We start from the raw sequence: 22,412 nt of genomic DNA, 5'->3' as shown, positions 1-22,412 counted from the left end.
TTCAGAGCTTTATAGGTATTTTCTGCAGGTGGATTTATATGAAGATGAGGCTTGGTTTAAGCCACCGAGAAAAGTATTAGTGGAAATTGCTGACAGACAAAATATCTTTGATGAGCTTGTAAATATATTCAACTATTTTCAGATTGAAACTGGTTGGGCATTGAAGCGGATAAAATCTGCCGTTGCGCAAAATGGAGGCTATATACCAGGTGCAATCTATTTAGATTAATTAATATTTACTCTGCATGTTAATGCCTCAGCCTACAGGTTGTGTAGGCTGAAGTCTTATCTTCTCAGTTTATTATTGAAGCAAGATACTCGGCTAACTTAGCCAGCGCCTCTTTCCTCTCATCAAAATAATCATGCTGGTTATAAATCCCTTCCACACCCTGCAGCTTGTGGTTTAAACAGCGCTCGGCGACATAGCCTGGTACGCCTAGTTGCGCCAGCAAGGTGCGGCAGGTGCGGCGTAAGTCGTGTACTGAGAAGTGCTGTATATCGCCCATTTTGTTGGGTGGTTGCTTCTTTTTGCCTGCTTCATGGCCGAATAGCTTGGTGATGGTGCGGTTAGTTGTGTCGGCGCTATCTATGTTAGCGCCGATCACTTTTCTTGATTTGGGGGATAAATACGGATGCCAATAAGCATTATTCAATATTTTGGATCTGCTCCCGCATCTGCTCTATCAACACCTTAAGCTCCACCGCTGCATTGGTAATCTCAGTGCTGATGGCTTTGGAGGATAGTGTATTCGCTTCGCGGTTAAATTCCTGCATCATAAAGTCTAATCTTCTGCCGCAGGCGCCGCCTTTTTTTAGGGTGTGGCGGGTTTCTTTGATATGGGCATCGAGGCGGTCCAGCTCTTCGGCGACGTCGGATTTCGAGGCTAAAAACGCCATTTCCTGCTCTAAGCGGCCTTGGTCTAGGTCGGCTTTAATTTCATTTAAACGGCTGGTAATACGGTCGCGTTGCCATTGCATCGCTTGTGGCAGGTGGCTGCGCACAAAGGCGACTTGCTCGCTAATGGCGGTTAAACGCTGCTGGATCATCTCTTCAATGGCGGCGCCCTCGCGGCCGCGGCCGGCTAAAAAGTCTTGTAAGGCGGCATCGAAACCGGCCAGCAGTTCGGCTTGCAGGGTGTCTAGGTCTTCGCTTGGTGTTTCCATTACGCCGGGCCAACGTAGAATGTCGGCAATATTTAGCGTCGCTTGCGGTGCTTTTTGCAGTAATTGCTGCGCTTTTTGCAGCAGTTGTTCGGCAAACACATCATTTAATTGCAGTTCGCCGGCGGCCTGGTTGGCCTGATAGCGTAAATTCACCTCAATTTTGCCGCGTTGCAGGCTGTTACGCAGCTTGTCGCGCAGCAGGCTTTCTAAACCGCGGAACTGTTCGGGTAAGCGAAAGTAGGATTCTAAATAACGCTGGTTAACCGAGCGGATCTCCCACTGGGCGGTGCCCCAGCTGGCTTTGGTTTCGTGGCGGGCGAAGGCGGTCATACTGTGGATCATAAGGCGGTTCCAAAACGGCAAATAAATTGGAGTATACCTGAGTTTGGCGAATTTGGGGGCATGCTGCCAAATTCGTAAATAATGGCGCTTAAGCATGGCCTTAGGCACGGCCTTGCGCCGGGTTTAAAGCCGCAGTCAGCTGTTACAAAGATAGCCGTCAGCGGCTATAGCCCCTATAATGGTGGCTAATTTATCAGTCAGGAGTAGCCCAATGCGTCCAAGTGGCCGTACCGCCAGTCAAATCCGCCCACTCGCTTTTACCCGCCAGTTCACTGCCCATGCCGAAGGCTCAGTGTTAGTTGAGTTTGGCAATACTAAGGTGATCTGTACTGCCAGTGTTACCGAAGGCGTACCACGGTTTTTAAAAGGTAAGGGCCAGGGTTGGATTACCGCGGAATACGGCATGCTGCCGCGCGCGACGCATAGCCGCAATGACCGGGAAGCTGCCCGTGGTAAGCAGGGCGGCCGCACTATGGAAATCCAACGCCTGATTGGCCGCGCTCTGCGCACCGCCGTCGATTTAAGCCTGCTCGGCGAAAATACCATTACCATCGACTGTGATGTGATTCAGGCTGATGGCGGTACCCGTACCGCCTCGATTACCGGTGCCTGTGTGGCACTGGTCGACGCGCTGAACTTTATGCTGGCCAAAGGCCTGATTAAAAAGAACCCGCTGCGTTATATGGTGGCGGCGGTGTCGGTGGGGATCTATCAGGGTACAGCCGTTGCTGATCTGGATTATGCTGAAGATTCGGCTGCCGAAACCGATATGAATCTGGTGATGACCGAGCAGGGCGAAGTGATTGAAATTCAGGGCACCGCCGAAGAGGCGCCCTTTAGTTTTGCGCAGATGCAGCAAATGCTGGAGCTGGGCGCGGCGGCCATTACTGAGATCGTGGCTGAGCAAAAACGGGTATTGGCGAAGGAGTAACGATGAAAGCCTTTCAACGGGAATTTATTGAGTTTGCGTTATCACGCAATGTACTGAAATTTGGTAGCTTTACGCTGAAATCTGGCCGGATTAGCCCGTATTTTTTTAATGCCGGCTTATTTAATACCGGTGGTGATCTGGCAAAACTGGGCCGCTTTTATGCGGCTGCGCTGCAGGACTCGGGTATCGAATTTGATGTGCTGTTTGGCCCGGCTTATAAAGGCATTCCTATTGCTACTACCACCGCTGTGGCGTTGGCCGAGCACTATCAGCGCGACCTGCCATACTGCTTTAACCGCAAAGAAGCCAAAACCCATGGTGAAGGCGGCAATTTAGTCGGCGCAGCACTAAAAGGCCGTATTATGCTGGTGGATGATGTGATCACTGCCGGTACGGCGATCCGCGAATCTATGCAGCTGATCCAGGCGCAGGGCGCAGAACTGACCGGCGTGCTGATTGCACTGGACCGGCAGGAGCGCGGCCAGGGTGAGTTGTCGGCAATTCAGGAAGTCGAGCGTGACTTCAACACTAAGGTGATTTCAATTATCAGCCTGCCGGACTTAATTAGCTATCTGGCGGACAAGCCCGAGCTGGCCGAGCATCTGGCGGCGGTAAAGGCTTACCGTGCCCAGTACGGTATAGCCTGATTAAATCTCTTATCTGCGGCCAGCTCTTTGCTGGCCGTATTGTTATTAGCAGGGAATAGGATTAAGCATGCAAAAACCAAATGGGACTGGCATCGGGCGCATTGTTAAAGCGGCCCGTTGTTCAATGCAGGGTTTTAGTGCCAGCTGGCGCTATGAGTCGGCCTTTCGTCAGGAGGCGACGCTCACGCTGCTTTCCATTCCTGCTGCAATCTGGCTGGCAGACTCAGTAGCGCAGTTTGCCCTGCTGCTGGCGGTATGGTGCCTGGTTCTGGTAGTGGAGTTACTGAATTCGGCCATTGAGTCATTAACCGATCGGGTAGGTTTAGAGCGGCATGAGCTATCTGGCCGTGCCAAGGATATGGGCTCTGCTGCAGTTTTTGTCAGTTTAGTGATAGTAGCGCTGGTTTGGGGTGCGGCACTGTGGCAGAAACTGGCCTGATACTGCGATAGCCGCGGCTTAACGAGGCTGACGTTCGATTTATCGCTCTGCTTAAGTTCTGCTTGGGCTCTGTTTGGGTTCAGCCAGGGCTAGATTTGGCTAGCGCCGCCAGTGCTGTCGCGGGCGCCTTAGCTAGCACTGCCGCACTAACCAAGACAGCATTACGCAAACAGGCTTTGCTCGAGTAACGCCCACTGCGCCGCCCAATACTGGGTTGGCAGGCGTTTAAAGCCGGAACGGACAAACTGGCTGATCTTGCCTTCTATGGTGGCCAGCAGCAGGTTTGCCAGTTCCGCCTCATCGATAGTAAAGCTTTTGCCTTCCCGTAATTTGCGCTCGCGCAAACACTGTTTAAACTGGGTCTCCAGCCTTTCAAACAGTGCCGCGACGCGCTCCAGCAGGCGCTCTTGCTCGCCTTGTAGCGCATCGCCGGTCAAAATACGGCAAAAGCCCGGGTTACGCTCGGCAAATACCAGTACCAGCTGCAGCATCAGGCTGATACGGGTTTGGGTATCCTTGTGCTCTTCGGTAATGGCGTTAATGCGCGATAGCAGCGTATCTTCAATAAATTCTATCAGCCCTTCGTACATCCGCGCCTTGCTGGGGAAATGCCGGTACAGCGCCGCTTCCGACACGCCAACCTGCTCTGCCAGGGCGGCGGTGGTAATACGCTGGCCATTGCTGTGGCTTTGCAGCATTGCTGCTAACGCCTGCAGGATATCTTCTTTACGGTTTGATTTTTTTATTGTTGCCATGCGACTGCTCAGATCCTTAGCTAATTCAGAAGTAGGGACGCTTTCGCGCCCTTACTGCTTGCCAGAGTGACCAAAGCCACCTTCACCACGCTCTGAGCTGTCAAAGCCCTCGACCAGATTAAATTCGGCCTGTACCACCGGCATAAATACCAGCTGGGCAATGCGGTCGCCCGGTTCAATGCTAAAGCTGTCGCTGCCGCGATTCCACATCGACACCATCAAGGGCCCCTGATAGTCCGAATCAATCAGCCCCACCAGATTGCCCAGTACGATGCCATGTTTATGCCCCAGACCAGAGCGCGGCAGGATGGTTGCGCACAGGTTGGCATCGCCAATGTGAATGGCAATACCGGTTGGGATCAGCACGGTTTGGCCCGGTGCCAGTACCAGAGTTTGCTCCAGACAAGCACGTAAATCCAGGCCCGCTGAGCCGGGGGTGGCATAGGCCGGTAAAGGAAAGTCGCGGCCGATCCGCGGGTCGAGAATTTTCAGATCTATAGCTTTTTTCATCGGTTTTACTGCTTCGCTGCGTTATAAGTTAAGAATTTAGTTTTTATAATGTTCGCTGATCAGGGTGATCAGCTGTGTGGCTAACTGTTGCTTCGGTGCCTTCGGTAAATCCAGCTCGCCGCCGCGCCAGATCACGCTAAGGGCATTGTCATCGCTGTTAAAGCCACGATCGCTGGCCGACACATCATTGGCACAAATCATATCCAGCCGCTTATTCAGCAGCTTTTGCCGCGCATATTCCAGTACGTTACGCGTTTCGGCAGCAAAGCCGACGGTAAAGGGCCGCTGCTGCGGCAGGGCGGCGACGGCGGCAATAATGTCCGGGTTTTTTACCAGCGTCAGCTGCATCTCCGCTTCGGCGCCTTTTTTTAGTTTATCGGCCGCGATTTCCGCTACCCGATAGTCGGCGACAGCGGCACAGCCAATAAAAATCTCCGATTGCACCGCGGCAGATAGCGCCGCCTGATGCATTTGCTCGGCACTTTGCACATCAATCCGTGTTACGCCGGCGGGTGTAGCAAGTTGCACCGGGCCGCTAATAAGCGTGACCTCGGCGCCCATAGCCGCGGCGGCCTGAGCCAGCGCAAAGCCCATCTTGCCAGAGCTGTGATTACTGATATAGCGCACCGGATCAATCGCTTCGCGGGTCGGGCCGGCGGTAATGGTAATGCGTAAACCTTGCAGATTTTTGACCGGACTAAATAATTGCTCGGTCAGCGCGACCAGCTCCAGCGGTTCCAGCATGCGGCCAGCGCCGGTATCCCCACAGGCCTGCGCACCCACGCCCGGGCCAAAGATGTGAAAATTATGTTCTTTTAATGTTGCAAGATTCTTTTGGGTAGCTATATTTTTATACATCTGCTGATTCATCGCCGGCGCCACTGCAACAGGGGCACTACTGGCAAGTACACAGGTAGTAAGCAGATCATTGGCTAAGCCATGCGCCAGCCGGGCGATCACATCGGCACTGGCCGGGGCAATCAGGATTAAATCGGCCCATTTGGCCAGTTCAATATGGCCCATCGCTGCTTCTGCGGCCGGATCGAGCAGGCTGTGGCTAACCGGATTACCGGAGACGGCTTGCAGCGTTAGTGGGGTAATAAATTCCTGTGCCGCGCTGGTCAGGATAACCCGGACGTCGGCGCCGCGTTCGGTTAAGCGCCGCACCAGATCGGCACTTTTATAGGCAGCAATACCGCCGCTAATGCCAAGTAAAATGCGTTTATCAGCAAGGGTTTGCAACATGATTTCTGGTCCTGCTCCAGCCTCGGTCGGCATAAGATAGCACGGAAACTCCAATTCAGCACCCGTTCAGCGGCTAAGCGCTGACAACATCAACAACAGGAGGTCAGGATGGCAATTACAGACTGGCCGCTCAGTGAGCGACCACGGGAGAAACTGTTAACACTGGGGCCGGCCACCTTATCGGATGCGGAGCTACTGGCGATTTTCTTACGCACCGGTATTGCCGGTACCGACGCGGTGAGTCTGGCCAGGCAGTTGTTGCAGCAGTTCGGCGATTTACGCGCCTTGCTCGGCGCCAGTCGCAGCGAGTTTTGTAATGCCCGCGGTTTAGGTGAAGCCAAGTATGTGCAGTTGCAGGCGGTACTGGAGTTAAGCCGGCGTTTTCTGCAGCAGCAGCTAAAACGCGATACCGTCTGCTCAGAGCCTTCGGTAGTGCGAAAATATTTAGCTCACCAGCTCAGTGGTGAACTACGTGAAGTCTTCCTGGTACTTTATCTTGATAATCAACATCGTATGATTGGTTCTGAGCCATTATTTTACGGCACTATTGATGCCTCCCCGGTATACCCGCGTATTGTAGTTCAGCACGCTTTGAAGCATAATGCCGCCGCCGTTATTCTGGCGCATAATCACCCCTCTGGGGTGGCTGAGCCAAGCCGCGCCGACCGGGCAATAACGGAGCGCCTGACCCAGGCTTTAGCACTGGTTGATATCCGGGTGCTGGACCATTTTGTGGTAGGTGATGCGGAAGTGGTGTCTTTTGCAGAGCGTGGCTGGTTGTAGCAGGCAGTAAACCTGAATACAGCCCGGCGTGAGTCTCGATGCAAGGCGTTTTCGCAGCGCTGCCCGCTGGCCGGGAAAATGAATTTGTCTTGAGTTTAACCGTACTTTCGTGTATAAAGTGCGCCCTCATCCATTTTCGGGGCAACCTTCAAGGCCAGAAGGGTGAAAGATAGCTCGAGCTGACGTAATTTTGGAGAAATATTGACATGTCTAGAGTATGCCAAGTAACTGGCAAAGGTCCGATGGTTGGTAACCGTCGTTCGCACGCCAACAACGCGACTAAGCGCCGTTTCCTGCCTAACCTGCAAACGCACCGTTTCTGGGTTGAAAGCGAAAACCGTTTCGTCACTTTACGTACCTCTACCAAGGGTATGCGTATCATTGACAAGAAAGGTATCGACGCTGTGTTAGCAGACGTTCGTGCCAACGGTCACAAGGTATAAGGAATTAACAAATGCGCGATAAAATCCGTTTAGTTTCTTCTGCTGGCACTGGCTTCTTCTACACTACAACGAAGAACAAGCGCACTATGCCAGAAAAGATGGAAATCAAAAAGTTCGATCCTAAAGTGCGTAAGCACGTGATTTTCAAAGAAGCGAAAATCAAGTAATCGAATCCCAGAAACCCGGCGCTGCCGGGTTTTTGCTTTTTAGCCCTGCTGCCGTTACTATCTGCGTTATTCATACTCACTTGCGAACCACTGTGTTCTGCCGCTGCTAACCTTATGCTGAAACTGTCACGCCGTAACTGGAATAATGTGCTGATCTTTGTGGTGCTGTTACTGATGTTTAGTCTGTATGACTGGCGGGGTTCGGGCCAGGCACCAGCCACCACTAGCTTATTACCGGAACAATCGCAGCTGCTGAGTATTGCAGTAGGAGATGTGCGTTTAGTGCAGGCGGCCGGGCAATGGCAATTGCAGCCACGTTATGATGGCAGCGTTAGTGCCCAGCAAATGCTAAATGCTTGGCTCTATACCCCACTGCAGCCAGCCGTTGGCGCGGCTAAGCCCACTCAGGCGCCGGTTACCCAGGCCAGTGTGCAGCTGGCCGGTGAGTTTGCACCACAGATCTGGTTGCTCTATCCTGCTGCGCCGGACTACCTGTTACAACAGGTAGGTCAGCCCCAGCTCTATTTGCTGCCTGCCGCGCAGGCACGGCTGCTGTTTTTAATTGATTAACCTCACGCCCTAAATACCGGAGTATAAGATGCCAGAGTTACCTGAAGTTGAGGTCTCGCGTTTGGGGATCAGCCCGCATTTACAAGGACAACAGCTAACCAAGGTTGTTGCCCGGCAGCGTCAGCTGCGCTGGTGGGTACCGGATGAGGTGCTGCAGCAACAGCAGCAACCGATTTTAGCGGTAAGACGGCGCGCCAAGTACTTACTGCTCGATTTGCCCGGCGGTAGTATTATTTTGCATTTGGGCATGTCGGGGCATTTAAAGGTGGTGCCGGCGGATCTGGCGCCGGGTAAACATGATCATCTGGATTTGCTATTAGCAAACGGTACCGCACTGCGCTTAAACGATACCCGGCGCTTTGGTGCCGTGCTGTGGCAGGCACAAGGCGAGCAACATCCGCTGCTGGCACAGTTAGGGCCAGAGCCGCTAACGGCAGACTTTACCGCTGCAACCCTGATCCAGGCTTGTCAGCGTCGCGGCAGCGCGATCAAACTGGTACTAATGGATAACCATGTGGTGGTGGGTGTTGGTAATATTTATGCCAATGAAGCCTTATTTAAAGCTGGCATTAATCCGCAGCAACCCGCGCGCGACGTCAGTGCTGATAAGCTGGCGCTGCTGTGTACCATCGTCAAAGAAACCCTGGCGGCGGCAATAGTGCAGGGGGGCACCACGCTGCGTGACTTTAGTCAGGTAGACGGTAAGCCTGGCTATTTTAAACAGGAATTACTGGTATATGGCCGCGCAGGTCAGCCTTGCGTTAACTGCGACACTGCGCTGTCAGAAGTACGGTTGGGCCAGCGCAGTACGGTATTTTGCCCGCTCTGCCAGCCACTGCTGCAAAAGGTATAGTCAGGCGTTAGTGTTAAAAACGGCGTTTGGCAGTCATCCGCCACTGCCAGCTACCCAAATCCGGGTTATCACTGATTGGCCGCGTCAAATCGAGATGGATCATAGTGCCGCGGCTGGAGTGGCTGGACAGCAAGCGAATGCCGACGCCCAGGCCAAACAGAATTTCATCATCGATACCGGCTTTACCATTTAACGCGGCCAAATCATCTGCGGAGCGGCCGCCCCAGCTGCGGCCGGCATCGCCGAAGGCGGCAAAGCCGACATCAAAAATTTGCCATAAATTCCAGTCGGTATAGTGGCGATACTCAGCGGTCGCCACCATGCGGTTATCGCCGCGCTGATAGTACAGCGGGAAGGCACGCAGGCCGCTATCACCACCCAGATACAGCGCTTCGTCGGCAAACAAATTGCGGCCGCGTTCAGCTGAAATACTACCGACCAGACTATTACGGGCGTTTAGCTGATGATTCAGCTGCAAGCCCAGATGCCACAACTCTTGCTTACGCTGCTGCCAGTTAAGTTGCTGGTAAGCCAATTCCGAAAAAAGCCAGGTTCGGTTGTTAAGTGACCAGGCTTTGCTCACTTCCGCTTCCAGCCTTAAACCATCCTCATCGGCGCCCAGCCAGGGCTGCATTAAGCCCAACCGCAGCCGCAGTTGCCAGCCGGCATTAATATCCTCTACCCGGTTAAACTGATTGATATTAAACAGCTTGTAGAAGTCGTCCTGCAGTAACTGATATTCCAGATAGAGGTAAGACAGGTTGCGCTGCCCGGGTAAGGTTAAAACTGTGCTATCTAGTTCGTTAAAATCCACATCCTCCAGCTGCATACCAATATTTAGCCGTTGGATGGTGTGACCGCGCAGTGCCAGTTTAAAACCGGCGGAAGCATCAAACTGGTGCCGGGTACGGTTATATTCGTTCACGGTTTCCGATAATAAGTAATCAGTGACCTGTTCTTTGTTTTTCAGCAGGTCAGCATTAAAGGCCCAGTTCGAATCCAGCCGGTAGAATGGCCGCTGTACTGCGAAGCGATAGTTTTCACCATCTGAGTTATCGGCATAGCTCAGCAGGGTGTTCCAATGGCTACCAAAGATATTCGGACTGGCAAAGCTGAGCAAATAGCCACTGCGCTCACTGTCTTTGGCGTAATCGAGCTGGATCTGATTACCTGAACCCAGCAGGTTATCCTCGGCCACACCCAGCGAGTACTTGGTTTCACCCCCCTCGCTGGAAAAATCGATTTTCGGCAGTAATGACCAGTTATCCCAGGTCGTGACGCGCACCGTGACACTATTACTGGCGGCACAATATTGGACGACTTCAATCCGGGCATCGCGCAGATAGCGACGACTACGTAATAAACGCTCCGTTTCTGCCAGCTCGGCCAGATTGAGTGGCGCATCTTGCAGAAAGAGTAAATCATCGCGGATAGTTTGTTCGGTGGTAATAATATGGGTGCGGTTGGCAAAGCGGTGCAACCAGAATACGCCTGGCTCATTCAGATCAAAGACGTTTTCCTGCTGGAATTCAATGTTACTGACAAGAGGGCGCTTAGCTTTTAGCTCGGCAAGATCAAGGTCCTGCCGACAATCAGCCCACAAGGGTAAACTGGTGCAATAGCAACACAACAGGCTAATGGCTCGCCACATCTACTCCTCCTGTCCGCAGCTTAGCCTTTGATAACTATGGCTAACACACCGCTGATTTACCAGTTTTGACCGCATTGTCAGCCCTTAGTTGCAGCGTCAGCAGCGCCAGAAGTCGGCTCGCTGACAATCCGCACCGGAAAAGGCGGCGTTTCACTACCGGCATATAGCGTGCGGTGTGGGAACGGGATCTCGATACCGGCTGCATCAAAGGCTACTTTAATTTCTTCCTGTAGACTGTTGCGTAGCGCACGGAAGTTTTCGGTTGTGCTCCAAACCGAGAATTGAATATTCAGCGCTGAATCACCAAAGCCCATAAATAAGAAAGCCGGTGCCGGTTCATCCAGACTGAGTGGGTTCTGATCGGCTACGTCAAACAGCACTTTACGAACCTTAGCAATATCCTCTTTATAGGCCACCCCCAACAGCAGATCAAAGCGGCGGATCGGAAAGCGGGTCAGGTTGGTCACTTCCGATTTAATCAAACTTTCATTCGGGATCCGTACAAACAGATTGTCAAAGGTGCGTAATTTGACCGACAGTAAATCAATGGATAATACCTCGCCGGTGGTATTACCGACCTTGATCACATCGCCAATTTGAAAGGGTTGTTCGCCAATCAGAAATAAGCCACTAATCAGGTTGGAGGCCGAAGTTTGTGAGGCAAAACCGATAGCCACTGAGAGCACACCGGCCGCACCCAACAACACGCCGAGCGAAAAGCCCAGTTGATGCAGTGCCGAAGCGGCAAATAGCGCCAGAACCAGCCAATAGATGATGCGGCGGAACAACACGGCGTGGTGGCGGGAGAAATTCTTGCTGATCAGTTTTTCTGCCGCACGGGAAGCGGTTCGCGCCAGCAAAAAGCCGACACTGAGCAGCAATAATGCCTGCAAGCCATTTAGCACCATGTCAGATTGGATAAATTGCCAGAGTGTCTCAAGCATACGCTGCCCTTATTGATTAAAAATACCGGTAAAAGCCCGGATCAGCCCCTGTTTGTCCGGCGTACTGGCTGGCGCCGCCAACTGATGCCGGCTGGTAATACCCTGCGGCAGTTGCTGGTTTAGCTGAAAGCGGGTCAGGCTGGTCAGGTTTTCATGTTGTAGTGTAATAGGATCGGTCCACAGGCTGCCGTCATCCCCGCCGTAAAGCGCCAGATAGGGTAGCGGAATGCTCAGCTTATCAATGGTCAGCATCTTAACTGACCGATTTTCAATGGTAATAGGGGTGACTGCCCGATGTGGCCGCGCCGGAATTTCGGCCAAACTGTGCCGGGCCTGAGTTTTATCGGCATAGCACAGCTCACCCTGTTGGGTATTGGCACCAAACCAGGTATCGGACAAGCGTTGGATTGGCAGCGTAAACAATGACTGCAACGGATCCAACAAGGTCAGCTCCAGTTGCAGGGGTGAGCTGATATAAAATATGCATTGTTCGCCTGCCGGGATACTGACACTCTGCCGGGTTTTAATTACCACCGGCCGATCGAGCAGCCTGGGTTGTAAGCGAAAGGTGGTGGGACTATGCCGGAAAATAAAACGCTGACATGCAAGCAGTTCAGGTAAGCAAGCAGCAGCCTGACTATCGACGCGGTAGGCCGCGTCAGGATCTTTACTGTATTCATGGCTAAACAGCCATTCCTGTTGGCTGCGTTTGATATATAAGGTAAGCGGCCCCACGGCGTAGTGCCAGCATTCGTCCAGCGCTAACATCTGTGGTTGCCACCACAGTGGCAGGCCTGCAGCATGACTCATGGTTCATTTCCCCTATCCGTGCGGTATCACATCTTTACCGCAAATCCTGACCTAATGCTAACAGAAAGGCCGGGCCAGCCAAGAAAAGTTTTCCTGCTCAGGTTGAGTTAAGCTTGGTTAAACTATAAAATAACCAGCAATTTAGCCAGTTAGACGCTGGCTTGGTAATCATCATCCTTGCGGAGTTTGCTTCCTTTATGGACTTACCCAGTAGCAGGCCTGGCCTGCATATTCCCAAGATACTAATTAATCCAGGCTTAATAAGCTGACTTATTCCGGGTCTCTTATTAGGCTGAAAACGCTGATAAGAGGTCGTTATGGAATTACCCATTCTTATCGAAACCTTAAGTGCCGCCCTTGAGCACGACACGGTACATTTGCTTCGTGACCAGCTGGAAGATGTGCATCCGGCTGACTATGCCGCCGCGTTAACTGAATTTCCACCACAAGATTTATGGACCTTGCTCACTGCTTTGCCGCGAGCTGAACAAGCGGAAGTCTTTGGTTATTTACCGGCAGAGCAGCAGGTTAAACTGGCGATTAGCGTCAGTCGTCGTAAACTCTCGCCGATTATCCGGCAGATGTCGTCTGATGAACGCGCCGACCTGTTTAATCGTTTAACCGATGAACAGCGCGATACGCTGTTACCGGCACTGGCCCAGGCTGAGCGGGAGGACTTGCTGCGTTTAACCTCCTACGAGGAGGGCACCGCCGGTGCTATTATGACCTCGGATTACGCGATTTTGCCGCCGGATCTGACCGTGCGGGAGGCAATTGAAGTACTGCGCCGGGAAGCGCCAGACAAAGAAACCATTTATTCTGCCTATGTGGTGGATAAAGCCCGCAAGCTGATTGGTGTGGTCAGCTTACGCGACCTCATTTTGGCACCAGTCAGTATGCGGGTGGATGATTTAATGAATCACGACCCAATCTGGGCCAGTGTTGACATGCCGCAGGAAGAAGTGGCGGCGTTGATCGCCAAATATGACTTACTGGCGCTGCCAATTGTCAATGAGCTGGAGCAGATGGTTGGCATCGTAACCTACGATGATGCGATGGACGTCGCCGAAGAAGAGGCCACCGAAGACTTCCATAAAACCGCAACCATCGGCAAGCTGGAAAGTAGCGTCAAAGAGGCGGGCATAGGTTTGCTGTACCGCAAGCGGGTATTCTGGCTGGTGGTGCTGGTGTTTGGTAATATTTTTTCCGGTGCCGGTATCGCCTTTTATGAAGAAACCATTTCCAGTTATCTGGCCTTGTTATTCTTCTTGCCGTTACTGATCGCCAGTAGCGGTAACGCCGGCGCCCAGTCCGGAACGCTAATGGTTCGGGCCCTGGCCACCGGTGATATCAAACTGCGCGACTGGGGCTATTTACTGGGCAAAGAGTGTCTGGTTGCCGGTTTGCTGGGTTTAACTATGTCTGCCGCTGTGGTTGGCCTTGGCTTTTGGCGCGGTGGCGCTGATATTGCCGTCGTCGTCGCGTCCACTATGATGCTGGTGGTAGTGGTTGGTAGCTTAATAGGTATGTCACTGCCGTTTTTACTGAGTCGCTTTAATCTGGACCCGGCCACCGCCAGTGGCCCCTTGATTACCTCTATTGCAGACGTGGCAGGAGTGGTACTGTATTTTTCGATTGCTACCTGGTATCTGGGGTTATAAATTTTTTTATCTACCGGTAACAACCCAAAGGTACTATTGCGCAAGTATCGTGTATTCAATATCTTAAGCATATTAGGTTATTAAGTTGCAGAAAATGCCGGTCATTGACCGGCATTTTCGTGGCTGAGCGAAACGGCTTGTTTAAACGGATATGCGATGAGATTGTGGTTTGTGCTCTGTTGTCTGCTGCTGACGCTGCCCTGCCGGGCGGTGGAGGTCGTAGTACATGCCACGGTTGCAGATACTCAGCTTACTACTGCACAGTTAAGAGCCATATTTACCATGCGGCAAACCCGCTGGTCTGACGGCCAGAGCATTCAGGTATTGGTACTAGCCTCCGATCATGAGCTGCACCAGGCGTTTACCCGTAAATTTCTGAAGATGTTTCCTTACCAACTGGATGCAATCTGGCACCGGCAACGCTACTCGGGTATCGGCGGTTCGCCACTGCTGCTGGCGTCAGTCGATGAATTGCGTACCGCCCTCTCTCAAACTCCCGGCGCTATTGGCTATCTGCCCGCCGGTACCGGCACGGCTGAATTAAAAGTGGTGACACCGTATGAAAATTAGTTGGTCAGCCGCGGCAATGCTGGCGTTATCCGCTCATACTACTGCCTCTGCCAGCGTAGAATGGCATGGCTTTATTGCACAGGGGCTGGCGCAGTCCGAGAATTCCAATGCGATCAATAACTCTGGTAAGGTGTCATCGGCGCTAAGTGAACTGGGCTTAAATGCTAAATGGCAGCTCTCAGATCGCTGGCGATTTGCTGGCCAGGTTGTTTATCTGGACGGTGGGAATCGCTACCCACAGGGCGCTCGACTGGATTATCTGTTTTTGGATTTTAGTCTGGTTGAGCGCTTTGATCATCAGATCAATCTCTATCTTGGGCGTTATAAAAACCAACACTGGCTATTTTCCAGTACCCGCGATGTGCCCTTTACCCGCCCCAGCATTATTTTACCGCAATCGGTCTATTATGATGCCTTTCGCGATATTGCCGTGGCCAGTGATGGTATTGGCCTAAAGGGATATTGGCAGCACCCGGCCGGTGAACTGGAATATAACTGGAGTTATGGTGCGACCAAAATCAGTCGCGATCAAAGTCGTATTTTACTAAGTCCGCAGATCCAGGGTAAGGCGGAGCAAAAGTATGTGCATCAGGCCAGTGTGTTTTGGCAGGGGACTGGCAGTCAGGCCAGTTATGGGTTGTCGTTACTGGATTCCGAATTCAGTTACAACCCGGGCAATCCTGATGTTTTTGTTGCCAGCGAGGTGATTTTACAGCGGGTGATGCTCAATTGGCGGTACCAGTTGGAAAACTGGGAGTTTGCTTCTGAGTTGATGCAAGAGCGGATGTCGGTAAATGGCTTTTATCTGCCGGTATTTACCGAAACGCTGCACGGTCTGGGCGGATATTTATCGGCCCGTTATCGTTTTAGCGGGGGCTTATCTGCACTGGCAACGGTCGATTATTTAACCCGTAACAAGCATGATAAACGCGGCAGTAGCCTGGAACAGCTCGGGGTGCCGGCTTATTTTGGCTATCAGCAAAGTCTGATGCTGGGGTTGAGTTACGATTTGGCGCCAAATTTACGCTTACAGGCCGAGCAGCATTGGGTTGATGGCACCGGCCGTTTGTCGCCTAGCCTGGTACCAGATCTGAGCAGAAATCAGCAGCGCTACTGGCAGTTGTGGGCATTACAACTGATGTATTGGTTCTGATGCGCTTTCTAAGCTTTCCATCCAAGATCCTGGCATTAACCCTGGTGTTGATGCTGGTACTACTGATTGTGACGACCTCTATTTCCGTACAACGTCTGAACGATAGCTTTGCGACCCAACAACAGTTAAAGCAACAGCAGGTTGAGCAGCATTTCAGCCAGTATCAGCAATTATTACACAGCCAGCTGCAGGCCTGGTTTGACAGCTTCGCTGAGCTGATGCAACTGCCAGCACAACAAGGCTTTAGCCAGTTTACTGAGGCTCTGCAACAGCGCTACGACAGCTTTAGCTTATATCTGAATATTGAAGCCCTGTGGTTTTTTGCGCCCGAGCAGACGGAACCGCTATTCGCGACCAGTGCGCTGCCGGCTGAACTGGCCGAAATGGTAATCCAAACCCGACAGCAACAACGGCCGGTTACCCGTAATTATTGCGCTGAGCATTGTAGTACCCTGGTTAGTTTGCCGTTATCCGATGGTGATGGTCAGGTTGGCGTTTTAATTGCCAGTCAAACGCTGGCCGATATTGTTGTTGCGATGGGGCAGGCGTTGCGCAGTGAAGTCGTGATCGTCGCCACCGGTGGTCAGCAGACGCGTATTCTGTCAGCGACTTCCGCCGCGCCAACCGCGGCGTTAACCAATTTAGATGTCACCACCGGTTTGTTTCAGGCAGGCCCGGACTCATACTATCTGTATGCTTTGCCATTGACGGAGCAGCAGGGGCAGCACTATGCATTACTGCTGCTGGAAGATCTCAGTGCCTATCAGAGAGCTAACCAGCAATTTCGCTGGCAATTGATCGGTATGGCCTCGCTGTGCTTTTTGCTGTTTGCCTGGTTAACCTACTGGTTAACCCGACGCCTGACCGGTCGCTTATTAAAGGTGTCCCGGGTATTGCCACTGTTGGCTGAACATCAGTTTAAGGCGTTTCGGGCCGCCTTGCCGGTGAAAAGCCCGCTGCTGGTCGATGAGGTTGATCGCTTAAGTGAAGTCAGTCAGACCCTGAGCTTTCAGTTGGAGCAGCTGCAACATGACGTACTGACCCAAACCCGTGAGCTGGAAAATATGGCGATGTTTGACCTGCTGACCGGTCTGGCGAATCGCAATATGTTGCAGTTCCAGCTGAAAAAGCGGCTGGCCGCCTTAACACCGGCCGGGCACTTTCTCGGACTGTTCTTTCTTGATCTGGACCAGTTTAAACGCGTAAACGATATTCGCGGCCATGAGCAGGGCGATCAACTGTTAATTGAAGCGGCACAGCGTTTACGGACCGTGCTGCAAAAAACCGACTTAGCCTGTCGTTTTGGCGGTGACGAATTTGTGGTGGTCACCGAAGCGGCCGATCTGCAGCAACTGGAGCAGTTGGCGGCACGGTTGGTTGCGGTATTCCGGCAACCGATGCATTTACAGGGCGAGGAATATCAGTTGAACGTTAGTGTTGGTATCAGCTGCAGCCGGGATGCCAGCCTTAAACCGGATGATCTGGTGCGTCAGGCCGACCTTGCTATGTATCAGGCTAAGGCTCGCGGCGGCTGTTGCTGGCACTTCTATAGCCAACAGATGTTTGATGCGTTCCAGGATCGTTTGGCATTAGAGCAGGATTTGAAGCTGGCGCTGAGTTTGCAGCAGTTTGACTTACATTTGCAGCCGAAGATCCGCCTGACCGACCGGAAATTGGTCGGGTTGGAAGCATTGTTACGTTGGCAAAGTCCAAGCCGGGGTCTGGTACCGCCAGACGAATTTATCTCGGTGCTGGAATATGCGCAGTTAATGATCCCGGTTGGCTACTGGGTTATCGAACAGGGCTTTAGCCTGATGGCGGGCTTACGTCAGGCTGGGCTGGGCGATCTGCAGCTGGCCATTAATCTGTCGCCGGCACAATTAACTGATCCGGGCTTACCGGTGGTGCTGGAGCAGTTACTGCAGAAATATCAGCTGAACGCTGCGGATTTTGAGTTTGAACTTACTGAGAGTATGTTGGCAAAAAATCTGACCGAGACGATCAATAGTATGCAGCGCCTGAAAGCACAGGGGTTTGCACTGGCGATTGATGACTTTGGTACTGGCTATTCTTCGCTCAGTTATTTACGGCAACTACCGGTAGACACCATCAAAATTGATAAGAGCTTTGTATTTGGCATGCTGGATAATCAGGCCGACTACGACATCATTACCTCGACCATTGCCATGGTCCGCAAGCTAGGCTTACAGGTCGTGGCGGAAGGCGTGGAAACCCAGGCTCAGGCAAAAAGCTTGCTGCAACACCAATGTGATCAGGGCCAGGGCTATTTATTTGCCAGACCAATCCCGGCGGCTAATTTGGTGCAAACTCTGACGGAAAATATTAATCAGCTACAACAGTGGCGCTAGAGTAAGCTAGAGCAGGCTTACTCTTTTGCCGCTTGAATTTTGGTAATAAGTCCTCTAGACTGCCAGCGCAACCAAGGGGTGCCCCTCTGATAGATTCGGAGGTGTGCTGAGATGCCGTTTTGGTAAACCCTTAGAACCTGATCCGGATCATACCGGCGGAGGGATGGTGCTAACTCCCCAAAAAAGCGTGCCTGTGACTTTCGTGTCCTGAGCCATGCTGTGTGATCCGCTACACCTATTCGGAGTTGATCACATGCTGTTTCGTATTTCTGCATTATCTCTGGCGTTAAGCGCTGCCCTAGCGGTCAGCGCAACCGAAGCTGAACTTGAACATATCACGGTAAAAGGCGATTTCCGGCAACAGGATCTGCAACGTCTGGCAGGTAGTGTGGCGGTTTTATCCGAGCAGGATTTACAGCGCCAGTCGGTACAACACCTGGATGACGCACTGCGGCAATTCGCCAATGTCAACTTTGCCGCCGGGGCGTCCCGTGGCCGTTTTTTACAGGTGCGGGGTATTGGCGAGCGCAGCGAATTTATTGATGTGATTAACCCATCGGTGGGCATTCTGATTGATGGCATCGACTATGCCGGCTTGGGGATCAGCAGTCTGGCGCATCCGGAGCAACTGGAAATCTTCCGTGGCCCGGAAGCCACCCGTTTTGGTACCAATGCGCTGGCTGGCATGGTAAATCTGACCAGTAAGGCGCCTACCGCCGTGGCAGAAGGTAAGGTCAGTGCCACTGTGGCTAACTACGATAGCTGGCAGTTAACCGGGGTCTATAGTGCGCCGATCAGTGAACAGCTGGCGTACAGCCTGGCGCTGGATCAGAATAAATCAGCGGGTTTTATTCACAATGCCTATCTGAACCGCGATGATACCAATAATCTGGATGAATTTACTGCCCGGTTGCGCCTTAACTATCAGGCGTTAGCTGATCTGAAACTCGGCTTTACCGCGCATTTGATTGATCAGCAAAATGGTTACGACGCCTTTTCGCTGGATCGTAACCGCACCACCTTATCCGATGAACCCGGGCAGGATAAATTACGTAGCAAAGCCGTAGCTGTGACAGCAGACTATCAGGGGCTGGCGCTGGCGGATATGTTTACCCAGCTGAGCTATCTGAACGCGGATTCGGATTATGGCTTTGATGAAGACTGGAGTTATGTTGGTATCCATCCCTGGGGTTACTCCTATCAGGATCGTTACCTGCGCGGCCGTGAACAATGGACGCTGGATTACCGGCTAACCTCTAAAACCGACGGCCAGCTATGGGGGCAAACTGACTGGGTTGTTGGGCTTTATGCCAGTCAACGTGACCTGTCTCTGTCGCGATTACGCCGGGCCGAGAGTCGTTGGCGTTATTTTGATAGCAGCCTGGAGCGGCGTAATCTGGCGCTTTATGCTGAAACCCAAAGCCCGCTGACCGAAAAACTGACACTGGTGCTGGGCGGGCGTGTCGAGCGCTACCGCGATGACTATCTGGACTCGGGTAATATTAGTTTGCGCCCGAACGAAACCCTGTGGGGCGGTAAAATCAGTCTGAACTATCAGCTGAATCAGCAAGCGATGCTGTATGGCTTGTTATCACGCGGTTATAAGGTGGGCGGGATCAATGGTGAAGCTCTGGCCAGAGCCGGCGAAGATCGTTTTGCGCAACTGGCTGAAAAAGCCAGCTTTAAGTCGGAGAGCTTGCTCAATGCTGAGTTTGGCGTCAAGGGTAGTGCTGCCGATGGCAGTTTGACCACCCGAGTGGCTGCGTTTTATATGTGGCGGGATGATATGCAGGTTAAGGGTTGGTTAAATCCGGATCTGGGCCCGGAGTTTGCCGGCTTTATCGATAATGCCGCCAGTGGCCGTAACTATGGTCTGGAAGCCGAAACCCGACTGCTGTTGTCACCAAGTACACAACTTTTTGTCAATCTTGGCTATTTGCAAAGCAAATTGGGTCGTTACCAGACCGACAGTGGCCTGGATATGACCGGCCGCGATCAGGCGCATGCGCCACGTGTTAACTACAGTGTCGGTGCCGACTGGTATCTGACTGAACAGCTGACGCTGCAAGCGGGCGTGCAGGGTAACAGTGGTTTCTACTACTCAGATGGTCATAATGCTAAAGCCGGTAGCAGCCAACTGCTGAATCTGCGGCTTGGCTATCAGCTGGCACAGTGGGAGCTGGCAGTATGGCTGCGCAATGCGCTGGATAAAGATGTTGGGGTGCGGGGATTCTATTTTGGCAATGATCCCCGTGATGAATATGCGCCCCATGTTTATGAACAGTTTGCTGAACCGCGCCGCTTCGGTGCCACTATCAGCTATAGCTTCTAATGGAGGTTCGAATGCAACTCTCAGTTGAAATTAGTAAGTATCCGCTGGCCGAGGATTATAAAGGCCCTATTCTGGCCTTTCTTGGGCAGTTAGCGCAGGAGACGGAGATTGAAGTGCTGACCAATACCATGAGCACCCAGATCTTTGGTGAATACGACGCTGTGATGCAAGCCTTACAGCGTTGTATGCGCTGGTCGATGGAGCACTACGGTAAGCTGGTGTTTGTCTGTAAGTTTATTCCCGGTGATTTACGGCCATGAATGAACTGCTGAGCAAGCTGATTGCCGACTGGCAACTGTTGCACAGTATCGAGCTGGTGGCGACGGTACTGGCGATAGCCTATGTGTTACTGGCCCTGAAGCAGAGCATCTGGTGTTGGCCGGCGGCCTTGCTCAGCACCTTACTTTTTACTCATGTGATGTGGGATTCTGCCTTGTTATCCGATGCGCTGCTGCATCTGTATTATGCCGGTATGGCCTTGTATGGTTGGTGGCGCTGGCAGCAACTGAAGCAGCAACCCGGGCAGGCTCATACCGTGTTTGAATGGGCCTGGCAGCGTCATTTATTACTGATCAGCCTGACCGCGATGGGCGGTCTGGCATTAGGCTACCTGATGGCCAATTATACCCGGGCTGACTTTGCCTATCTGGATGCTCAAACCACAGCCTTTAGCCTGGTAGCCACCTGGCTGGTCGCGAAAAAGCTGTTATCAAACTGGCTATACTGGGTGGTGATTGATGCCGTGTCGATCTTTATCTATGCGCAAAAACATCTGTATTTTCTGACCGCGTTGTTTATGCTGTATACCATTATTGCCGTGGTGGGATATTTTGCATGGCGCAGCCATTATCAACTGCAGCTGACATTGCACAGCAAGACGCTGTAAGGCAGCTTTGCGAACAACTGGAGTTTTTTCAGCAGCACCCGCCGCTGGAGATCCGGCCCCTGGCTGCCGGCCAGAGTAATCTGAACTACTATCTGCGTACTGCACGTGGCGAATATGTGCTGCGGCGCTATGCCCGCCAACTTGGTATATGCCGGCAGCAGGAGTTTCGTTGCCAACAGGCTGCTGCCGCTAAACAGATCGCTGCCACACCTTTGCTGCTGCATAACCATCAGCAACTGCTGATTTCGGAGTTTCTACCCGGTGGCGAGCCGCTTCAGCTTACCGACAGTCGTTTGAGCTTGCTGGCGGATACCCTGGCGATTTTGCATAACCTAAGGGTGCAAACACCACTATTACAGCCAGCCAGTTACTTGCGGCAGTTATTGGCTCAGGGACAGCAGAGTACACTGCAACCTGCTGCTGACCTTTTCGCTGCCTTGCAGCGCTGTGCTGAGCAATTAGCGGGGATGGCAACGGATCTGGTGCTTTGTCATCTGGATCTGCACGCCGATAACTTGCTGTGGAACGGCGATAAAATCTGGTTACTGGATTTTGAGTACAGTCAGTTGTGCGACAACAGCTTTGATTTGGCGGCGATTATGCTGCATTTTGAGCTGACAGCAGCACAGCAGCAAAGGTTGTTGCGTCAATATAGCGCACAGCGGCGCTATCCGGACCGGCATACCGCAGAGCGTTTGGCAGCGACCTTGCCACAACGTCTGCAGTTGGCAAAATGCCTGTATAGTGGCTTTTGCTGGCTTTGGTATCAGGCTACGCCTGCCCTGCACCACAGGGCAAACAGTTGGCAGCAGAGATTACAGCAGTTACTGCATTCAGAGACCACCGAGCCGTTCCGCTAACACCTTGTAGCGTTTGACGTCTTCTTCGGCAAACATCGGCTTACCACTGGCATCTTTCTCCGCTGGCACCAGCAGGTGCTCGCGGGTTAAGCGTTCGACCCGGATCACCGGAATACCCAATACCTCTGCCACTTGTTCAGTGGTTAATAAACCCATTTTGACTCTCCCGTTTTTCTTATTATTTGCGATCAGCAGCTACTTTGCATCAGTATAAGTCATGCTGCAAGGGCTGCCAGGTCGGATGTTACAGTGTTTTACATTTTTTTGCTGGTAGCGGGTTAAAAAAACGTGCTAAATGAAAATGTGTTTATTAACGAAAGCAAAGCG

Annotated in this window: 26 protein-coding genes and 1 riboswitch; of the genes, 17 read left to right on the top strand and 9 right to left on the bottom strand. The window is 52.3% G+C overall.

What is annotated here, in order from left to right; all coding sequences use genetic code 11:
- Nucleotides 1-28: 28 nt before the first annotated feature.
- A complete protein-coding gene (locus H1D31_RS14590; protein WP_261259532.1) occupies nucleotides 29-229 on the top strand; it encodes a hypothetical protein in 201 nt (66 codons plus the stop codon).
- Between the two features lie 64 nt (nucleotides 230-293).
- Here the strand turns inward: H1D31_RS14590 and H1D31_RS14585 are convergent, their stop codons facing one another.
- Nucleotides 294-653, bottom strand: coding sequence for a hypothetical protein (locus tag H1D31_RS14585; RefSeq protein ID WP_409976785.1), 360 nt, complete (start codon nucleotides 651-653; stop codon nucleotides 294-296).
- Nucleotides 646-1,506: a YicC/YloC family endoribonuclease gene (locus tag H1D31_RS14580; RefSeq protein WP_261259531.1), complete on the bottom strand. Its 861-nt coding sequence runs from the start codon at nucleotides 1,504-1,506 to the stop codon at nucleotides 646-648. Before H1D31_RS14580 ends, H1D31_RS14585 begins: the two co-directional genes overlap by 8 nt.
- A 211-nt stretch (nucleotides 1,507-1,717) precedes the next feature.
- On the opposite strand from H1D31_RS14580, the gene rph reads away from it, so the two are divergent.
- From rph to H1D31_RS14565, 3 genes are all read left to right on the top strand, one after another.
- Entirely contained in the window at nucleotides 1,718-2,437 is a 720-nt protein-coding gene (gene rph, locus H1D31_RS14575; protein WP_008606814.1) for a ribonuclease PH, read from the top strand.
- A gap of 2 nt (nucleotides 2,438-2,439) precedes the next feature.
- On the top strand, nucleotides 2,440-3,084 hold the full coding sequence (gene pyrE, locus H1D31_RS14570) for an orotate phosphoribosyltransferase (RefSeq protein ID WP_008950182.1): 645 nt from the start codon (nucleotides 2,440-2,442) through the stop codon (nucleotides 3,082-3,084).
- 67 nt (nucleotides 3,085-3,151) lie between these two features.
- Nucleotides 3,152-3,523: a diacylglycerol kinase gene (locus tag H1D31_RS14565; RefSeq protein ID WP_261259529.1), complete on the top strand. Its 372-nt coding sequence runs from the start codon at nucleotides 3,152-3,154 to the stop codon at nucleotides 3,521-3,523.
- Nucleotides 3,524-3,684: 161 nt separating this feature from the next.
- On the opposite strand, the gene slmA is transcribed toward H1D31_RS14565, so the two are convergent.
- From slmA to coaBC, 3 genes are read right to left on the bottom strand one after another with little or no spacing between them, the layout of a single operon-like run.
- Nucleotides 3,685-4,278 carry a nucleoid occlusion factor SlmA gene (slmA, locus tag H1D31_RS14560; protein WP_008606820.1) on the bottom strand — a complete coding sequence of 198 codons (594 nt, stop codon included), beginning with the start codon at nucleotides 4,276-4,278 and terminating at the stop codon, nucleotides 3,685-3,687.
- 51 nt (nucleotides 4,279-4,329) lie between these two features.
- The gene (gene dut, locus H1D31_RS14555; RefSeq protein WP_008606822.1) at nucleotides 4,330-4,788 is read right to left on the bottom strand and encodes a dUTP diphosphatase; all 459 of its coding nucleotides are present in this window, start codon (nucleotides 4,786-4,788) and stop codon (nucleotides 4,330-4,332) included.
- A gap of 36 nt (nucleotides 4,789-4,824) precedes the next feature.
- Entirely contained in the window at nucleotides 4,825-6,033 is a 1,209-nt protein-coding gene (coaBC, locus tag H1D31_RS14550) for a bifunctional phosphopantothenoylcysteine decarboxylase/phosphopantothenate--cysteine ligase CoaBC (protein ID WP_261259527.1), read from the bottom strand.
- 108 nt (nucleotides 6,034-6,141) lie between these two features.
- Between coaBC and radC the strand changes: the two genes are divergently transcribed.
- The 5 genes from radC (at nucleotide 6,142) to mutM (ending at nucleotide 8,849) form a co-directional block, all read left to right on the top strand.
- Nucleotides 6,142-6,816, top strand: a complete 675-nt coding sequence (gene radC / locus H1D31_RS14545) for a RadC family protein (RefSeq protein ID WP_008984654.1) — start codon at nucleotides 6,142-6,144, stop codon at nucleotides 6,814-6,816.
- 206 nt (nucleotides 6,817-7,022) lie between these two features.
- A complete protein-coding gene (gene rpmB, locus H1D31_RS14540; protein WP_261259526.1) occupies nucleotides 7,023-7,259 on the top strand; it encodes a 50S ribosomal protein L28 in 237 nt (78 codons plus the stop codon).
- Between the two features lie 11 nt (nucleotides 7,260-7,270).
- Nucleotides 7,271-7,426, top strand: coding sequence for a 50S ribosomal protein L33 (gene rpmG, locus H1D31_RS14535; protein ID WP_008219722.1), 156 nt, complete (start codon nucleotides 7,271-7,273; stop codon nucleotides 7,424-7,426).
- 114 nt (nucleotides 7,427-7,540) lie between these two features.
- The gene (locus H1D31_RS14530) at nucleotides 7,541-7,996 is read left to right on the top strand and encodes a hypothetical protein (protein WP_261259519.1); all 456 of its coding nucleotides are present in this window, start codon (nucleotides 7,541-7,543) and stop codon (nucleotides 7,994-7,996) included.
- Between the two features lie 28 nt (nucleotides 7,997-8,024).
- The gene (mutM, locus tag H1D31_RS14525; protein ID WP_261259518.1) at nucleotides 8,025-8,849 is read left to right on the top strand and encodes a bifunctional DNA-formamidopyrimidine glycosylase/DNA-(apurinic or apyrimidinic site) lyase; all 825 of its coding nucleotides are present in this window, start codon (nucleotides 8,025-8,027) and stop codon (nucleotides 8,847-8,849) included.
- A 13-nt stretch (nucleotides 8,850-8,862) separates the two neighbouring features.
- Here mutM and H1D31_RS14520 read toward each other — a convergent pair whose 3' ends face one another.
- The 3 genes from H1D31_RS14520 to H1D31_RS14510 form a co-directional block, all read right to left on the bottom strand.
- Entirely contained in the window at nucleotides 8,863-10,500 is a 1,638-nt protein-coding gene (locus H1D31_RS14520) for a BamA/TamA family outer membrane protein (protein ID WP_261259517.1), read from the bottom strand.
- Nucleotides 10,501-10,577: 77 nt separating this feature from the next.
- Nucleotides 10,578-11,444, bottom strand: a complete 867-nt coding sequence (locus H1D31_RS14515; RefSeq protein ID WP_261259515.1) for a mechanosensitive ion channel family protein — start codon at nucleotides 11,442-11,444, stop codon at nucleotides 10,578-10,580.
- A 9-nt stretch (nucleotides 11,445-11,453) separates the two neighbouring features.
- Complete coding sequence (locus H1D31_RS14510; protein ID WP_261259512.1) at nucleotides 11,454-12,254, bottom strand: hypothetical protein; 801 nt, start codon at nucleotides 12,252-12,254, stop codon at nucleotides 11,454-11,456.
- 317 nt (nucleotides 12,255-12,571) lie between these two features.
- Here H1D31_RS14510 and mgtE point away from each other — a divergent pair, with 317 nt between their 5' ends.
- The 8 genes from mgtE to H1D31_RS14470 all read left to right on the top strand — a co-directional run bounded on the left by mgtE (nucleotide 12,572) and on the right by H1D31_RS14470 (nucleotide 22,085).
- Nucleotides 12,572-13,915 (top strand): magnesium transporter, encoded by a 1,344-nt coding sequence (gene mgtE, locus H1D31_RS14505; protein ID WP_261259510.1) that lies wholly within the window; start codon nucleotides 12,572-12,574, stop codon nucleotides 13,913-13,915.
- Nucleotides 13,916-14,071: 156 nt separating this feature from the next.
- Complete coding sequence (locus H1D31_RS14500) at nucleotides 14,072-14,485, top strand: hypothetical protein (protein ID WP_261259508.1); 414 nt, start codon at nucleotides 14,072-14,074, stop codon at nucleotides 14,483-14,485.
- On the top strand, nucleotides 14,475-15,638 hold the full coding sequence (locus H1D31_RS14495; RefSeq protein ID WP_261259507.1) for a hypothetical protein: 1,164 nt from the start codon (nucleotides 14,475-14,477) through the stop codon (nucleotides 15,636-15,638). Before H1D31_RS14500 ends, H1D31_RS14495 begins: the two co-directional genes overlap by 11 nt.
- The gene (locus H1D31_RS14490; RefSeq protein ID WP_261259506.1) at nucleotides 15,638-18,007 is read left to right on the top strand and encodes a putative bifunctional diguanylate cyclase/phosphodiesterase; all 2,370 of its coding nucleotides are present in this window, start codon (nucleotides 15,638-15,640) and stop codon (nucleotides 18,005-18,007) included. The genes H1D31_RS14495 and H1D31_RS14490 overlap by 1 nt, the downstream gene beginning before the upstream one ends.
- Before the next feature lie 64 nt (nucleotides 18,008-18,071).
- Nucleotides 18,072-18,188, top strand: a riboswitch (TPP riboswitch).
- Between the two features lie 72 nt (nucleotides 18,189-18,260).
- Nucleotides 18,261-20,339, top strand: a complete 2,079-nt coding sequence (locus H1D31_RS14485) for a TonB-dependent receptor (RefSeq protein ID WP_261259504.1) — start codon at nucleotides 18,261-18,263, stop codon at nucleotides 20,337-20,339.
- 11 nt (nucleotides 20,340-20,350) lie between these two features.
- On the top strand, nucleotides 20,351-20,599 hold the full coding sequence (locus H1D31_RS14480) for a hypothetical protein (RefSeq protein WP_008606839.1): 249 nt from the start codon (nucleotides 20,351-20,353) through the stop codon (nucleotides 20,597-20,599).
- Nucleotides 20,596-21,225 carry a nicotinamide riboside transporter PnuC gene (gene pnuC, locus H1D31_RS14475; RefSeq protein ID WP_008606840.1) on the top strand — a complete coding sequence of 210 codons (630 nt, stop codon included), beginning with the start codon at nucleotides 20,596-20,598 and terminating at the stop codon, nucleotides 21,223-21,225. The genes H1D31_RS14480 and pnuC overlap by 4 nt, the downstream gene beginning before the upstream one ends.
- Nucleotides 21,174-22,085, top strand: a complete 912-nt coding sequence (locus H1D31_RS14470; protein ID WP_261259501.1) for a phosphotransferase — start codon at nucleotides 21,174-21,176, stop codon at nucleotides 22,083-22,085. Before pnuC ends, H1D31_RS14470 begins: the two co-directional genes overlap by 52 nt.
- Here H1D31_RS14470 and H1D31_RS14465 read toward each other — a convergent pair.
- Entirely contained in the window at nucleotides 22,059-22,241 is a 183-nt protein-coding gene (locus H1D31_RS14465; protein WP_008606842.1) for a helix-turn-helix domain-containing protein, read from the bottom strand. The two genes, H1D31_RS14470 and H1D31_RS14465, sit on opposite strands and share 27 nt — an antisense overlap.
- Nucleotides 22,242-22,412: the final 171 nt, after the last annotated feature.

Origin of the sequence: Alishewanella sp. BS5-314 (assembly GCF_025377695.1) — a bacterium.
GTDB lineage: Bacteria > Pseudomonadota > Gammaproteobacteria > Enterobacterales > Alteromonadaceae > Alishewanella > Alishewanella aestuarii.
The sequence above is the reverse complement of the archived record's forward strand: the minus strand, read 5'-3'. Positions and strand labels throughout refer to the sequence as shown.

Coding starts and splice junctions, on each gene's coding strand:
- H1D31_RS14530 (WP_261259519.1), top strand. CDS start 7,541: ATGCTGAAACTGTCACGCCGTAACTGGAATAATGTGCTGATCTTTGTG.
- H1D31_RS14490 (WP_261259506.1), top strand. CDS start 15,638: ATGCGCTTTCTAAGCTTTCCATCCAAGATCCTGGCATTAACCCTGGTG.
- pnuC (WP_008606840.1), top strand. CDS start 20,596: ATGAATGAACTGCTGAGCAAGCTGATTGCCGACTGGCAACTGTTGCAC.
- coaBC (WP_261259527.1), bottom strand. CDS start 6,033: ATGTTGCAAACCCTTGCTGATAAACGCATTTTACTTGGCATTAGCGGC.
- H1D31_RS14580 (WP_261259531.1), bottom strand. CDS start 1,506: ATGATCCACAGTATGACCGCCTTCGCCCGCCACGAAACCAAAGCCAGC.
- slmA (WP_008606820.1), bottom strand. CDS start 4,278: ATGGCAACAATAAAAAAATCAAACCGTAAAGAAGATATCCTGCAGGCG.
- rpmB (WP_261259526.1), top strand. CDS start 7,023: ATGTCTAGAGTATGCCAAGTAACTGGCAAAGGTCCGATGGTTGGTAAC.
- pyrE (WP_008950182.1), top strand. CDS start 2,440: ATGAAAGCCTTTCAACGGGAATTTATTGAGTTTGCGTTATCACGCAAT.
- mutM (WP_261259518.1), top strand. CDS start 8,025: ATGCCAGAGTTACCTGAAGTTGAGGTCTCGCGTTTGGGGATCAGCCCG.
- H1D31_RS14470 (WP_261259501.1), top strand. CDS start 21,174: ATGGCGCAGCCATTATCAACTGCAGCTGACATTGCACAGCAAGACGCT.
- H1D31_RS14515 (WP_261259515.1), bottom strand. CDS start 11,444: ATGCTTGAGACACTCTGGCAATTTATCCAATCTGACATGGTGCTAAAT.
- dut (WP_008606822.1), bottom strand. CDS start 4,788: ATGAAAAAAGCTATAGATCTGAAAATTCTCGACCCGCGGATCGGCCGC.
- radC (WP_008984654.1), top strand. CDS start 6,142: ATGGCAATTACAGACTGGCCGCTCAGTGAGCGACCACGGGAGAAACTG.
- H1D31_RS14510 (WP_261259512.1), bottom strand. CDS start 12,254: ATGAGTCATGCTGCAGGCCTGCCACTGTGGTGGCAACCACAGATGTTA.
- mgtE (WP_261259510.1), top strand. CDS start 12,572: ATGGAATTACCCATTCTTATCGAAACCTTAAGTGCCGCCCTTGAGCAC.
- rph (WP_008606814.1), top strand. CDS start 1,718: ATGCGTCCAAGTGGCCGTACCGCCAGTCAAATCCGCCCACTCGCTTTT.
- H1D31_RS14465 (WP_008606842.1), bottom strand. CDS start 22,241: ATGGGTTTATTAACCACTGAACAAGTGGCAGAGGTATTGGGTATTCCG.
- H1D31_RS14485 (WP_261259504.1), top strand. CDS start 18,261: ATGCTGTTTCGTATTTCTGCATTATCTCTGGCGTTAAGCGCTGCCCTA.
- H1D31_RS14500 (WP_261259508.1), top strand. CDS start 14,072: ATGAGATTGTGGTTTGTGCTCTGTTGTCTGCTGCTGACGCTGCCCTGC.
- H1D31_RS14565 (WP_261259529.1), top strand. CDS start 3,152: ATGCAAAAACCAAATGGGACTGGCATCGGGCGCATTGTTAAAGCGGCC.
- H1D31_RS14495 (WP_261259507.1), top strand. CDS start 14,475: ATGAAAATTAGTTGGTCAGCCGCGGCAATGCTGGCGTTATCCGCTCAT.
- H1D31_RS14480 (WP_008606839.1), top strand. CDS start 20,351: ATGCAACTCTCAGTTGAAATTAGTAAGTATCCGCTGGCCGAGGATTAT.
- H1D31_RS14520 (WP_261259517.1), bottom strand. CDS start 10,500: ATGTGGCGAGCCATTAGCCTGTTGTGTTGCTATTGCACCAGTTTACCC.
- rpmG (WP_008219722.1), top strand. CDS start 7,271: ATGCGCGATAAAATCCGTTTAGTTTCTTCTGCTGGCACTGGCTTCTTC.